The sequence below is a fragment of the Mycobacterium botniense genome (genome assembly GCF_010723305.1).
GTDB classification, from domain to species: domain Bacteria; phylum Actinomycetota; class Actinomycetes; order Mycobacteriales; family Mycobacteriaceae; genus Mycobacterium; species Mycobacterium botniense.
In genome coordinates, this window is the sequence record NZ_BLKW01000002.1 from 1,352,323 (window position 1) to 1,365,391 (window position 13,069).

The window sequence follows — 13,069 nt, forward strand, 5'->3', positions numbered from 1 at the left end:
GCGTGACAGCGCCGCAACGTGACAGCGGCGACCACCGCCCCGCGCGAGGACAATGAGCGGGTGGGTTCATTGGGCATACCAGGTGCCGTGCGGCGGCAGGCGGGGCGCGTCGCCGATGACATCGCCGCCGCGATCACGGCGCTGGGCGGGCGACCGGTGCGGGTGGATGCCGACGAGATCCTCACCGGGCGGGCCGCGTTACTGGGCCTGGCGCCCGCGGACGGTGTTTCAGCCGGTGGTGCGACCCGGCTCCTGGCCGCTGCCGACGGCTGGTGGGCGCTGACGCTTTCCCGCCCCGACGACATCGACGCGGTGCCGGCATTGCTGGAATCGGCCACGGTGGGTCGCGACCCGTGGGGGCCGATCAGCCGTGCCTCCTCGGCGCGGGCCGCGGCTGAGCTGGTGGACCGCGCCCGGCTGCTCGGCATGCCGGCCGCGCTGCTCGGCGAATCCGCACCCACCCCTCCGCAGGTCACGGTGCATACCGATACCGCCAACGTTCCTCTGACCGACCTGCTGGTGGCCGACCTGTCGTCGCTGTGGGCGGGCCCGCTCTGCGGGCGGTTACTGGCCGCCGCGGGAGCCACCGTCGTCAAGGTGGAAACCCCCCAACGTCCGGACGGCACCCGCGCCGGCCATCGCGGGTTCTTCGACTGGGTGAACAGCGAAAAGCTCTCGTATGCCGTGGATCTCAATTCAGCTGAGTTGTCGGAGTTGTTGACGGCCGCCGACGTGGTCATCGAGGGATCACGGCCGGGTGCACTGCTGCGCCGCGGGCTGGGGGCACATCAGCTGCCGGCGCGGCCGGGACGGGTGTGGTTGCGCATCACCGGGTACGGTCCCGCCCATCCCGAGCGGGTGGCCTTCGGCGATGACGCTGCGGTGTCCGGCGGGCTCGTCGCACCGGGGCCGCGGTTCTGCGGGGACGCCATCGCCGATCCGCTCACCGGCCTGGAGGCCACCCGTGCCGTCCTGGAATCCCTGGGCCGCGGCGGCGGTGAGATCATCGATATCTCCCTGGCCGGCGTCGCCGCCACCTATGCGTCCCTGCCTGCGGCCGGCCCGGAGCGCGATTGCCTTCGACCACCGACCCCGCCGCCGCGGAAAGCCAGTGAACTGGGCGCCGACACTGCGGCTGTTCGCCGGCTGGTCGCGGCGCGGCGCGTCCCATGTTGATCCGCCGCGGCACGCTGCTCGACGGGCGCATTGTCGATGTCCGGGTCAGCGATCGGGTCGTCGATGTCGCCGAGACGCTGGCTCGGCGGCACGGCGAAGACGTGCTGGACGCGGGTTCGGGGACGCTGCTGCCCGGGCTGCACGACCATCATCTGCATCTGCGGGCCGCGGCGGCCGCCCTGGACTCGCTGTCGGCAGGCCCGCCCACCGTCTACACCAAAGATCAATTGGCACAGGCATTGTCAGATGCTGTGCCGGGACCCGATGGGTGGATCCGCGCGGTCGGCTATCACGAGTCGGTCGCCGGCGAGCTGAATCGGGCGGCGCTCGACACGCTGGTGCCCGATATCCCGGTGCGCCTCCAGCATCGCAGCGGCGCACTGTGGGTGCTCAACTCGGCTGCCCTGGCCCGGATCGGTCTGGCCGACCACCCTGACGGGCGTCTGCGCAGCGCGGATCACAGCTGGTCGCACGCGTTGCCGCGCCGCGACGCCGACCTGGCCGAGCTCAGCCGCCGGCTGACCGCGTTGGGTGTCACCGGGGTCACCGACGCCACCCCCGACCTGTCCGCCGACGACATGGTGGCGCTGATGATGGCGCACCGGCATCGCGAATTCCGGCCGCGGCCGTGTTTTTTGGCTCCGGCCAAGATGATCCTGCACGACGACCGACTCGATCTGGACGCGCTGACGGGCTGGATCGCGCAGCATCACCGGGCGGGCCGGCCGGTGGCCGTACACTGCGTGACCGTGGCCCAGCTGGTGGTGACCATCGCGGCGCTGCGGGCGGCCGGGACCAATCCGCGCGACCGCGTCGAGCACGCCGCGGTAGTGCCCGACGACAATCTTGCCGACCTGAAAGAACTCGGCGTCACCGTCGTGACGCAGCCCAACTTTGTCGCCGAACGCGGGGCGCAGTACCTGCGCGAGGTGCCCGGTGACGAGCAGCCGCAACTGTGGCGGCTCAAGTCGCTCATCGCTGCCGGCGTGCCGGTGGCCGGCAGCACTGACGCCCCGTTCGGGGCGCTTGACCCGTGGGCTGCGATGCGCGCTGCGGTCAGCCGTGAAACCGCAACCGGAACAGTGCTCGGGCCCGACGAGCGTATCGCCCCCGATCAGGCACTGACCTTATTTCTCGGCCACCCCGAGCGGCCGGCGCAGCCGCGCCGCATCGAGGTTGGCCAACCCGGCGACGTGTGCGTGCTCGCCGTTCCACCCGCCCGGGCGCTGACCGAATTATCGGCCGACACGGTGGCCGCCACCGTCATCGGCGGTGAGCTCGTCTACCGGGCCGGGTGATCCTCGGGGCGGAGCGCTGCTCGCAAGCTGGCACACTGGCTGGCGAAGAATGCTTGCGACACCGGTTTTTTCGGAACCAGCAAGTCGAAGCCGTGAAACGCGCCCTGCACCACCTCGACCTGGCACGGCACGCCGGCCCGGGTGAGACGCTCGGCGTAGGCGACATCCTCGTCGTAGAACAGATCGTTGGTGCCCACCCCGATCCACGCCGGCGGCAGGCCGCTGAGGTCGTCGCGGCGCGCGGGAACCGCGATGTCGCGGTCGGCGCCGGCGAGATACGCCGTCCAGCCGAACTGGTTGCTTCGGGGCGTCCACAGCCGGTAGTTGGGGTTGTCGGGTGCGTCGGCGCTGCGGTCATCCAGCATCGGGTACGCCAGTAACTGCAGCGCCGGTTTGACCTCCCCACGATCGCGGGCCAGCAACGCCAGCGCAGCGGCCAGGCCGCCGCCCGCGCTGGCGCCGCCGATGGCCACCCGCGCCGGGTCCACGCCCGGCAGTCGGGTCAGCCAGGTCAACGCCGAGTAACAGTCCTCCAGTGCCGCCGGGTAGGGATGTTCAGGTGCCAGCCGGTAGTCCACCGAGGCGACCACAATGCCCAGGGTGCGGCTGAATCGGCGGCACAACCCGTCGTCTTGTTGGGCGGTTCCCAGCACGTACCCGCCGCCGTGCATCCACAACAGGGCGGGCGTGGGCCCGCCTACCCCGGACGGCCGGTGCAACCGGACTCCGGCGCCGGAGCTCAACGTGAGCACTTCCACATCAGCAGGGGTGCGGCCGGCCATCAGCGGGCTCAGCACCCGGATCACCCGCAGGGTGCGCGGACCCACCAGTGTTCGTGGGGCGATGCGGGCAACGCGGCGAAGGTCGGGGTGAAAATCGGTGCTCGGCATTGGCTCAGTATGGCCGCTGCACGCACGCCGGTGTCAGGCATATCGTGACACCGCTGTGCCGGCATGCCGCAGACGCGCGGCGGTGCTGCCCTGCCGGTCCCGTCGAGATCGCCGGTTTGCCCACATGCCCGGCGCCGCGACCCACACCTCCACCCGCCGATCCGCAACCCGCGCAAGCGGCGCGCGAACCGGTCGATACCATCGCCTGAACACCTGTCTTTGAGCGTGAATGGAGCGTCACAGCGTCGTGAGCGAAGGCGACACCGAACCTGTGGTCCTGACCGAACAGCGGGACCGGATTCTGATCATCACCATCAACCGCCCCGAGGCCAAGAACGCGGTCAACGCCGCAGTCAGCCGGGGTTTGGCCGACGCGATGGACCGGCTCGACGGCGATCCGGGCCTGTCGGTGGCAATAGTGACCGGTGCGGGCGGCTCATTCTGCGCCGGCATGGATCTCAAGGCATTCGCCCGCGGTGAGAACGTCGTCGTCGAAGGACGCGGCATGGGCTTCACCGAACGCCCTCCGGCCAAACCGGTGATCGCGGCCGTCGAGGGATATGCCCTGGCCGGCGGCACCGAGCTGGCGCTGGCTACCGACCTGATCGTGGCGGCCAGGGACTCGGCCTTCGGGATTCCCGAGGTCAAGCGCGGCTTGGTCGCCGGCGGCGGCGGCCTGCTGCGGCTGCCGCAACGCATCCCCTACGGGATCGCCATGGAGTTGGCGCTCACCGGGGACAACGTGCCCGCCGAACGGGCACACGCGCTGGGCCTGGTCAACGTGCTGGCCGAACCGGGTAAGGCGCTGGACGAGGCGATCAGGCTGGCCGAGAAGATCACCGCCAACGGCCCATTGGCGGTAGCGGCCACCAAGAGGATCATCGTCGAGTCCCGCGGGTGGAGCCCGGAGACCATGTTCGCCGAGCAGATGAAGATCTTGATGCCGGTGTTCGCCTCCAACGACGCCAGGGAAGGCGCGATCGCCTTCGCCGAGAAACGACCCCCGCGCTGGACGGGAACCTGAGACCACCGCGGTGATCGGGATCGCTCATCCGGCGCTGCCGGCGCGGCACCCTCTGCGGCTCAAGCCCGGTGCCGGGCCGCCGAGCAGCGCACCGGCAGATCGATTAGGTGATCTACACTACAGTCTAGAGTCCGCCTGGAAGCGGTCTCGGCTGGTGACGAAATGGGTTGAGGCCCAGAAGGATCGGGGATGAGCATTGCATTAATTCTGGAGATGGCTGTGTCGGCCAACCCCGATCGAACGGCCCTGGTGTCCGGTGACCTGCGGTTAACCACTCAGCAGCTCAGTGATCTCGCCGACGGCGGTGCGGGCGTGATCGCGGGATCGCAGGCAAAGCATGTGGCCTACGTCGGCACCGGCGGTGTGATGCTGCCGTTGCTGATCTTCGCCTCGGCGCGTGCCGGGCTGGCGTTCACATCCCTGAACTATCGGCTCTCCGCCGAAAGTATCCAGGCCCTGATCCGGCGGTTGTCTGAGCCGCTGGTGGTCGTGGACCGCCGCTACCGGCAGATGGTCGGCGATTGCGGCAAGCAGATCATGGTTTCTGACGATTTTGTGGAGGCTGCCCGCAGCAGCGACCCTGTCACGGAGATTGCCGACCCCGACTCGGTGGCGATCGTGCTGTTCACCTCCGGCACCACGTCAGAGCCCAAGGCCGTCGAACTTTCGCACAACAACCTGACCAGCTACATCACCGGCACGGTCGAATTCGACTCGGCCGCACCCGCCGACGCCGCGTTGATCTGCGTGCCGCCCTACCACATCGCCGGAGTGGGCGCGGCTCTGTCGAACCTCTACGCCGGCCGCACGATGGTGTATTTACCCGACTTTGACGCCGAGGAATGGGTGCGGTTGGTCAACCGGGAGCGCATCACCACCGCGACCGTGGTGCCGACCATGCTGGACCGGATCGTCTCGGTGCTGGAGAAAGGCCACCATGAACTGCCCTCGCTGCGCAACCTGGCCTATGGCGGCTCCAAAGTGGGTTTACCGCTGATCCGCAGGGCGCTCGAGTTGTTGCCGAACGTGGGTTTCGTCAACGCCTACGGGCTGACCGAGACCAGTTCGACGATCGCGGTACTCACCCCGGAAGATCACCGTCGCGCACACCGGGCGAGCGATCCCGCGATCGCCAAGCGGTTGGGATCGGTGGGCCAAGCGGTCCCGGGCATCGAGCTGCAGATCCGCGACGAGCGCGGCCGGGTGCTTCCGCCGGGTGAGCCGGGCGAATTGTTCGTCCGCGGCGCGCAGGTTTCGGGCCGCTATACCGGGATCGGCTCGGTGCTCGACGAGGACGGCTGGTTCCCGACGAAAGATATCGCCATCCTCGATGAGGACGGTTACCTCTACATCAGTGGGCGCAGCGATGACACCATCATCCGGGGTGGGGAGAACATCGCGCCCGCCGAGGTGGAAGACGTCCTGATCGAGCATCCCGATGTGCGCGATGTCGCCGTGGTCGGCGTCGACGACCCGCACTGGGGTCAGGCGATCGTTGCGGTGGTGGTGCCGGCGGACGGCGCCGATCCCGACCCTGAGGAGCTGCGCGCCCATGTACGTGAGAACTTGCGCGGATCGCGTACCCCCGACCGGGTAGTGTTTCGTGCTGAGCTGCCAACCAATGCGACCGGCAAGGTATTGCGCCGCGAACTCGCCCAAGCACTTCGCGCCACCCCGGCCGGACAGTAAGCAACCAAGGACGAAACCATGATCAAGAACGGAACCCGCCTAGCCAGCCAGGTGTGCGACACCCAGGTGATCGTCGTTCGAAGCGCCGAGAGTCTCGATGATTTGCGTTGCGGCGGCCGACCGATGGTGCCGATCGGCGCCGAGCGTTCGGGCGAACTGGACCCCGCTTTTGCCGACGGCAATCTGATGGGTAAGCGTTATGTGAACGACGACGGTGGCGAGGTACTGGTGACCAAGGCCGGCGCCGGTACCCTGACCGTCGGTGATATTCCGCTGCGGATCAAAGAAGCTAAGCCGCTGCCGGCCAGCGACTAGCCGCGCGGCTCATATGCGCCCGGCGCCGGCAGCGGCTTCCGGCGTTCCGGGTCACCGCCGCGCCGCCAGCGTGGCCAACCGATCCTCGTCGGCAGCCGTGGTGTCGGCAGCCTCCTCGACGATGACCGGGCCGGCTACCGCCGAGGCAGCCGCGGTGGTGGGCTCGGGCGCCAAACCCGGTTCCGGCGTGCGCAGCAGCCTTGCGCGCGCGTCCAGCACATGGCCGATGAAGAAGTCGTAGAGCAGGATGCCGACGACACCGCCGATCAATGGCCCGGCAATCGGAACCCACCAGTACTGGCTCGTCGGGCCGTAGTCACCGGAGAAGGCCAAACGTCCCCAGCCGAGCAGATAGGCGAAAAACCGGGGTCCGAGATCGCGGGCAGGGTTAAGCGCATAGCCGGCGTTCGTCCCGTAAGAGAACCCGATCACCGCGACGATGAAGCCGATCAGCATCGGCGCCATGTTGCCGGCGGGTGCTTGGTTACGGTGGTCGACCAGCGCCGCGATCAGCCCGACCAGGATCGCGGTGCCGACAATCTGATCGACGAATGGTCCGATGTAACTGCCGTGAAAGTAGGGTGCGGGGAAAGTGGCGAAGATCGAGTAGGTATCCAGCGAGTCTGGCCGGGCGAGCCGGTACATCGCGTTGAAGTTATCGATCGCGGAGTCGTAAACGGCGTAGACCACGGCCGCACCGCAAAACGCCCCGACGAGTTGAACCAGCCAGTAGGGAATGACGTTTTTCCAGTCGAAATCGCGGCGCACCGCGTAGGCAAGGGTGACCGCAGGATTCAGGTGGGCTCCACTGATCCCACCGGCCACGTAGGCGCCGAACATGACGGCAAAGCACCAGCCGAACACGATGATGAGCCAGTTGGCCGGACCGAATGGCATGAGGTTCAGGTTTTGCCGACCCGAACCGGGCAACCCGACGACTGCCACAGCGACGGTGCCGTCGCCAAGCAGGATCAACAGGAACGTGCCGAAGAACTCGGCCAGCATCGCACCGGGCAGTCCGGCCCGCAGCCTGGTAAGCGGCGTGGTTTTCGCCAGGTTTCGTTCCTTGACGGTCGCCAACGTGTCTCCCCCTCACTGATGTTGCTGTTTGGGCGGCTCAGAGAGCCACTTCGGTCCACAGCCTCGACACGGCCCATGACACGTGCGTGTGCCCCGCGGCCTTCACAGGGATAACCCGACCGATCAAGCGATAAACCCCGGCCTGCAATTGGTTGGCCGTTGGCTGGTCATAGCCAGCCGGGAATCGGTAGCGCCCCCGCGCACGTCATCGGCTTACCAGTGGCCAGGCACCGGTTGCGGGCCGGGCCGGGTCGGAGCACGCTGCCGGACACCCGAGCACCCGTCGGTGCGGAAGCAGCTCCCGGCGGGCGCACGCTGGATCAGCTGTCGATCGTGTACCCCATCGGCAACAGAACGCTCTTGAGCTGGCAGAAGTGCTCGACGCCCTCCGGTCCGTTCTCCCGGCCGATTCCGGAGTTCTTGTAGCCGCCGAAAGGAGAGCCGGGATCAAAAGCGTACCAGTTGATTCCGTATGTTCCCGTGCGAATCTTCTGCGAAATCTCAATACCGTGAGGAACATTGGTGGTCCACACGCTTCCCGCCAGGCCGTACACCGAATCGTTGGCGATCGCGATCGCGTCTTCCTCGGTGTCATAGGGGATGATGCACAGCACCGGACCGAAGATCTCCTCCTGCGCGATCGTCATCTTGTTGTCGACATCGGCGAACACCGTGGGCTGCACGAAATAACCGCTGTCCAGGCCTTCCGGGCGACCGCCGCCGCACACCAGCCGGGCCCCTTCCTCGATGCCCTTGGCGATGTAGCTTTCGACGCGGGCGCGCTGCTTCTCAGAGATAAGCGGGCCGATTTGCGCGGCTGGGTCCGACGGTAGCCCCACCGGCAGCGACTGAACGAAACCGGCGACCGCATCCACGATTTCGTCGTAACGCGAGCGCGGTGCCAAAATCCGGGTCTGGTTCACGCAGCCCTGCCCAGCGTTCATCACCCCGGAGAACACCAGCATCGGAAGCGCGGCGGGCAGGTCGACGTCCTCGAGGATGATGGCCGCCGACTTGCCGCCCAGTTCCAGCGTGCACGGCTTGAGCATGTCTGCGGCGCGTTTGCCGACTTCCCTGCCGACAGTGGAACTCCCGGTAAAGGTGAACATGTCGACGGCGGGATTGGCCGTCAGCGCCTGTCCGGTCTCCACACCGCCGGGCACCACCGACAGCACACCTTCGGGCAAGCCGGCTTCGGCGAAGACCTCCGCTAAGGCGTTGGCGGTCAGTGGCGTTTCGGCAGCGGGCTTGAGTACTACCGTGCAGCCCGCCAGCAGCGCAGGCCCCAACTTGTTGACCGCCAAGAACAGCGGGACATTCCACGCCACGATCGCGCCGACCACCCCGACCGGCTCGCGGCTCACGATGGTCTGCCCGTAGGAGCCGTTACGGGTCTCGGTCCATTTGACGGCGTCGGCGGCGCCGGCGAAATAGGTCAGCGAGCCCAGCGCGCCCATCCACTGCATGGTCTCGATGATGGTGGGTGGCTGGCCGGTTTCGCCGGCGAGCAGTGAAGTGAACAGCTCCTTGCGGTCTTCCATCAGTTTCACCGCCGCGGCAATGACGGCCGCGCGCTGCGACGGCGGGGTAGTGGGCCATGGTCCTGCGTCGAATGCCTTGCGAGCGGCGCCGACCGCGGCGTCGACGTCGGCCGCCGCGGCGAGCGGCACCCGGCCGACATACTCGCCGGTGGCCGGGCAGCGCACCTCAATCACCTCCGAGGTCGACGGTTGCCTCCAGGTGCCGCCGATGAACAGCTTGTCGTATTCGGTCTTGTGGCTGTCGGTCATGGCGCCAACCCTACCCAGCCCGGAGGGAAACGAGAACACGTTTCAGTTAAGTGGTGTCGGCGGGTGATCCAGGTTGCAGCACCAGCACCAAATTACTCACCAGAAACTCCCGCAGCAGCGGCACGGATGTCAGCCACCACGCCCATCGAGGGTGGTAGCGGGGAAATGCGGTCACCATGGCGCCGGTGCTGGCCGCCCAGTCCAGGCCCTCGGCCGCCGAGACCGCAAAGAGCGACGATCCGTAGTTGTTCTTCGCCGGGCGGCCGTGCCGGCGGGTATAGCGCGCCGCTGCGCGAGCTCCGCCGAGGTAGTGGCTCAGACCCATCTCATGGCCGCCGAACGGCCCCAGCCACACCGTGTAGGACAGCACCACCAGGCCGCCCGGCCTGGTCACCCGCAGCATTTCGGCCCCGAGTTGCCAGGGTCGCGGGACATGCTCGGCGACATTGGAGGACAAGCAGATATCCACGCTGTGGTCAGCGAAGGGCAATGCCATCCCCGATGCCCGCACGAAAGCACACGCTGCATCGGCGAAAGCCGTTGCAGCCCCATGTACCTCGCTAGGATCGGGTTCGACACCGATATATCGGAGCCCCGCATCGGTAAACGCTTTGGCGAAGTACCCGGGCCCGCCGCCGACATCGAGTAGCGTGCGGCCCGTCGCGGGTTCGCCGCGGATGGCCTGCCACAGGTCGCCGACCATCGCCACCGTGTCGGCAGCCAGCGCACCGTAGAAACGTGCCGGCTGCGACCGCTCATAGCGGAATTCGGTGAGCAGCCGCAGCGAGCGGGCCAGGGTCGCACGGCGGGCGAACAGGTCGGTGGCAGCCATCGGCCCCAGGTTAGGCTGTGAATCCATGTCTGCCGCGCACCGTGAGCCTGCGGGCCACCACCCCCGGGGCTCACCGGATGTGGGCGCGGTTTTGCTGTTGTGCTGGCGCGACACCGGCCACCCGCAGGGTGGCGGCAGCGAGGCCTATGTGCAGCGGATTGGCGCCCACCTGGTTGCATCCGGTGTTGCGGTGACGCTGCGCACCGCGCGTTACCCCGGGGCGCCCCGGCGTGAGCTGGTCGACGGCGTGCGGATCAGCCGGGCTGGGGGGCGCTATTCGGTGTACATCTGGGCGCTGTTGGCGATGGCAGCGGCCCGCCTGAGGCTGGGACCACTGCGCGATGTGCGGCCCGACGTGGTCATCGATACGCAGAACGGGTGGCCTTTTTTGGCCAGGCTGCTGTACGGCCGGCGGGTGGCGGTGCTCGTGCACCATTGCCACCGCGAGCAGTGGCCGGTGGCCGGGCGGCTGCTGGGTCGGCTCGGCTGGTTTGTGGAGTCGCGGTTGTCGCCGCGCCTGCACCGCCGCAACCAGTACGTGACGGTGTCGCTGCCGTCGGCTCGGGACCTGGTCGACCTGGGTGTGGATATTCAGCGAATCGCGGTGGTACGCAACGGTCTTGACGAGGCTCCTGCGCAGTCTTTGAACGGGCCACGCGCGGCTATGCCGCGCGTGGTGGTGCTGTCGCGGCTGGTGCCGCACAAACAGATCGAGCATGCTCTGGAAGCGGTGGCGCTGCTACGCTCCCGGATACCGTTTTTACATCTCGACATTGTCGGCGGCGGTTGGTGGCAGCAGCGGCTGGTGGACCACGCGGCGCAGCTTGGCATCACCGACGCGGTGACCTTTCACGGCCACATCGACGATGTCACCAAACACCATGTGGTGCAGCAGTCGTGGGTGCATCTGTTGCCGTCCCGCAAGGAGGGCTGGGGTTTGGCGGTGGTCGAAGCGGCCCAGCATGGGGTGCCCACGATCGGTTACCGATCATCAGGTGGGCTGTGTGACTCCATCGTGGACGGTGTCACGGGGATCTTGGTCGACAACCACGATGAGCTGGTGAGCCGGCTTGAGCAGTTGCTGTCGGATCCGGTGTTGCGCGATGAATTGGGCCGCAAGGCGCAAGCGCGCAGCGCCGAATTCTCGTGGCGGCAAAGTGCCGAGGCGATGCGCAGTGTGCTCGAGGCGGTGCATGCCGGCACGTGGGTCAGCGGAGTGATGTGAGCACCTGCTGCGGATGAGGTGCGCGCCGTGCACGCATCCGCCACGTCGACACTGCCAGCCCGGCCGCGCCGCCGGCGAGCAGCGCCAGCCAGGCCAGGTGCGCGGTCACCGTCGCTCGGCGCCGGCCGGCGGATATCCCGGCGGTCTCGCCTCCCACCCGGAGGAGAGCCAGGTCGGCGTCCCGGTAAACCACCGGCAGCGCGTCGAGGGTGCGCGGGGCCCTACCCATATCGCCGGGGGTGCCCGATTCGACCACCAGCCACGCCACACCGGCGCGGGCCACCGCGGCCGGACTGCTGCCGGCCAGTAGCAGCGTCTGCACCGCCCGGGCCCGGCCGCCCTCGCCGCGAATTGTCAGTCCCGAGATCGTCAGGTCACCGGTGCTCAGTACGTCGGCGTGCACCCAGCGGGGCAGCGGATCGAGCACCGGCGCCGGACCGGACCAGGAGAAACGCCGCATGGTGCCGGCGGGCAATACGGCCACCAGCCCGGGCTGACGGTCGATTGCCGCGGCCACCGCGGCCCATCCCGGTGGGTAGCGCACCGGCTTAACCTGCCCCCACACGCCGTAGGCCAGGTCCGGCAGAGTGAGGATGAGCGCAGCCGAGAGCGCTGCAGCGCTGACCGCCGGCCTCAACCCGCGCCGCAGTGTGACCACGGCGCCCGCCCCGGCCAGCGCGTAGCCGGGCATTGCCAGCGCCACCCATTTCTGGCCGTCGCGGAGCACGCCCAGTCCGGGCGCGGCCTGCACCACCGCGCTCAGCACGTCCATGCCGGGCCGGGTGGCCAGCGCCGCGGGTACCAACAGCGACACGGCCGCCAGCACCAACAGCCGCAGCGCTGCCGGGCGGCGCAGCACAGCCGGCAGGCCGATCCCGACCACGCCCACTAACGCCACCGCCCCGCCCACCGCGAAAAATGTTGTCCGCGAGGTCGGTACGGCCTCGGCGTTCCAGATCCCACCCAGGTTGGCCAGGCTGCCCAGCGTGCCCAAGCCCGGCTCGGCGCGAGCGGCGAAAGCGGCAACCGCGGCTGCAGCCGACCAGTCTTGTGCGGGAGCCGACGGTCCCAGCGCCGACGCGGTCAACCACGGCAGCGCCGCCACTACCGCGACAGCCAGCGCCGCGGCGGCGCACAACCAGCGCGGCTGACCACCGCCGGGGACCGTCGCGCACAACAACGCCACGGCGGCAGCCAACATCAGCCCGGTCGGTGTCAACCCGGCCAAACCGATCCACAACGCCAGGCCGAAGAAAGGAGCCCGGCCGGATCCGTCGGCTGACCGCAGTGCCAGCATTGTCGCCGCCGTCCAGGGCAGGCAGCCGTAGCCCAGCAGCAGGCTCCAATGTCCCTGCAGCAGCCGTTCTGCAACATAGGGATTCCAGATCGCAAGCGTGGCTGCGACGAACTGGCCGCCCATCCCAGCGTCAGGCACGACCCCGGCGGCCAGCCGCGTCGCGCCCCAGCCGGCCAGCCACAGCCCCAGCACGAGAAGTGCCTTGACCACGACACCGCCGTCGATCAGATGCGATGTCAGCGCCACCGCGAAGTCCTGAGGCGTCGCCCGCGGCGGCGCCATCAGCCCGAGGGCGCTATCGGAGAGATAGGAACGCGGCGTGGACACCGCATCACGCAACAGGAGATAACCTGGCCCGAGCGCAGGCGCCAGAACCAGCAGCGCAAGGCCCAGTGCGTATCCGGGCAACGCCGTGGCATGTGCCCATCGAGAGCAGAGCAGGCGCATGACGCC

11 protein-coding genes are annotated in these 13,069 nt (G+C 68.3%); 6 read left to right on the forward strand and 5 right to left on the reverse strand.

Annotation, left to right across the window (positions count from 1 at the left end; genetic code table 11):
- The first annotated feature begins 60 nt into the window (after positions 1 to 60).
- Both G6N08_RS06350 and G6N08_RS06355 read left to right on the forward strand, forming a co-directional pair.
- Positions 61 to 1,176, forward strand: coding sequence for a CoA transferase (locus tag G6N08_RS06350; protein ID WP_371869001.1), 1,116 nt, complete (start codon positions 61 to 63; stop codon positions 1,174 to 1,176).
- Positions 1,170 to 2,474: an amidohydrolase family protein gene (locus tag G6N08_RS06355; RefSeq protein WP_163755340.1), complete on the forward strand. Its 1,305-nt coding sequence runs from the start codon at positions 1,170 to 1,172 to the stop codon at positions 2,472 to 2,474. The genes G6N08_RS06350 and G6N08_RS06355 overlap by 7 nt, the downstream gene beginning before the upstream one ends.
- On the opposite strand, the gene G6N08_RS06360 is transcribed toward G6N08_RS06355, so the two are convergent.
- Positions 2,459 to 3,364, reverse strand: coding sequence for an alpha/beta hydrolase (locus G6N08_RS06360; protein ID WP_163755342.1), 906 nt, complete (start codon positions 3,362 to 3,364; stop codon positions 2,459 to 2,461). The two genes, G6N08_RS06355 and G6N08_RS06360, sit on opposite strands and share 16 nt — an antisense overlap.
- A gap of 229 nt (positions 3,365 to 3,593) precedes the next feature.
- On the opposite strand from G6N08_RS06360, the gene G6N08_RS06365 reads away from it, so the two are divergent.
- From G6N08_RS06365 to G6N08_RS06375, 3 genes are all read left to right on the forward strand, one after another.
- A complete protein-coding gene (locus G6N08_RS06365) occupies positions 3,594 to 4,388 on the forward strand; it encodes a crotonase/enoyl-CoA hydratase family protein (RefSeq protein ID WP_163755344.1) in 795 nt (264 codons plus the stop codon).
- A gap of 189 nt (positions 4,389 to 4,577) precedes the next feature.
- On the forward strand, positions 4,578 to 6,077 hold the full coding sequence (locus tag G6N08_RS06370) for a class I adenylate-forming enzyme family protein (RefSeq protein ID WP_163755346.1): 1,500 nt from the start codon (positions 4,578 to 4,580) through the stop codon (positions 6,075 to 6,077).
- Between the two features lie 18 nt (positions 6,078 to 6,095).
- A complete protein-coding gene (locus G6N08_RS06375) occupies positions 6,096 to 6,392 on the forward strand; it encodes a hypothetical protein (RefSeq protein WP_163755348.1) in 297 nt (98 codons plus the stop codon).
- A gap of 51 nt (positions 6,393 to 6,443) precedes the next feature.
- Here G6N08_RS06375 and G6N08_RS06380 read toward each other — a convergent pair whose 3' ends face one another.
- The 3 genes from G6N08_RS06380 to G6N08_RS06390 all read right to left on the reverse strand — a co-directional run bounded on the left by G6N08_RS06380 (position 6,444) and on the right by G6N08_RS06390 (position 10,094).
- On the reverse strand, positions 6,444 to 7,472 hold the full coding sequence (locus G6N08_RS06380; RefSeq protein ID WP_246216625.1) for an MIP/aquaporin family protein: 1,029 nt from the start codon (positions 7,470 to 7,472) through the stop codon (positions 6,444 to 6,446).
- A 320-nt stretch (positions 7,473 to 7,792) separates the two neighbouring features.
- On the reverse strand, positions 7,793 to 9,262 hold the full coding sequence (locus tag G6N08_RS06385) for an aldehyde dehydrogenase (protein WP_163755350.1): 1,470 nt from the start codon (positions 9,260 to 9,262) through the stop codon (positions 7,793 to 7,795).
- A 46-nt stretch (positions 9,263 to 9,308) separates the two neighbouring features.
- Complete coding sequence (locus G6N08_RS06390) at positions 9,309 to 10,094, reverse strand: class I SAM-dependent methyltransferase (protein WP_163755351.1); 786 nt, start codon at positions 10,092 to 10,094, stop codon at positions 9,309 to 9,311.
- Between the two features lie 25 nt (positions 10,095 to 10,119).
- Here G6N08_RS06390 and G6N08_RS06395 point away from each other — a divergent pair, with 25 nt between their 5' ends.
- Positions 10,120 to 11,319: a glycosyltransferase family 4 protein gene (locus G6N08_RS06395; RefSeq protein WP_163755353.1), complete on the forward strand. Its 1,200-nt coding sequence runs from the start codon at positions 10,120 to 10,122 to the stop codon at positions 11,317 to 11,319.
- Here the strand turns inward: G6N08_RS06395 and G6N08_RS06400 are convergent.
- The gene (locus tag G6N08_RS06400; RefSeq protein ID WP_163755354.1) at positions 11,303 to 13,063 is read right to left on the reverse strand and encodes an MmpA family trehalose lipid delivery protein; all 1,761 of its coding nucleotides are present in this window, start codon (positions 13,061 to 13,063) and stop codon (positions 11,303 to 11,305) included. The two genes, G6N08_RS06395 and G6N08_RS06400, sit on opposite strands and share 17 nt — an antisense overlap.
- Between the last annotated feature and the right edge of the window lie 6 nt (positions 13,064 to 13,069).

Coding starts and splice junctions, on each gene's coding strand:
- G6N08_RS06395 (WP_163755353.1), top strand. CDS start 10,120: ATGTCTGCCGCGCACCGTGAGCCTGCGGGCCACCACCCCCGGGGCTCA.
- G6N08_RS06375 (WP_163755348.1), top strand. CDS start 6,096: ATGATCAAGAACGGAACCCGCCTAGCCAGCCAGGTGTGCGACACCCAG.
- G6N08_RS06385 (WP_163755350.1), bottom strand. CDS start 9,262: ATGACCGACAGCCACAAGACCGAATACGACAAGCTGTTCATCGGCGGC.
- G6N08_RS06360 (WP_163755342.1), bottom strand. CDS start 3,364: ATGCCGAGCACCGATTTTCACCCCGACCTTCGCCGCGTTGCCCGCATC.
- G6N08_RS06390 (WP_163755351.1), bottom strand. CDS start 10,094: ATGGCTGCCACCGACCTGTTCGCCCGCCGTGCGACCCTGGCCCGCTCG.
- G6N08_RS06370 (WP_163755346.1), top strand. CDS start 4,578: ATGAGCATTGCATTAATTCTGGAGATGGCTGTGTCGGCCAACCCCGAT.
- G6N08_RS06355 (WP_163755340.1), top strand. CDS start 1,170: ATGTTGATCCGCCGCGGCACGCTGCTCGACGGGCGCATTGTCGATGTC.
- G6N08_RS06400 (WP_163755354.1), bottom strand. CDS start 13,063: ATGCGCCTGCTCTGCTCTCGATGGGCACATGCCACGGCGTTGCCCGGA.
- G6N08_RS06365 (WP_163755344.1), top strand. CDS start 3,594: ATGGAGCGTCACAGCGTCGTGAGCGAAGGCGACACCGAACCTGTGGTC.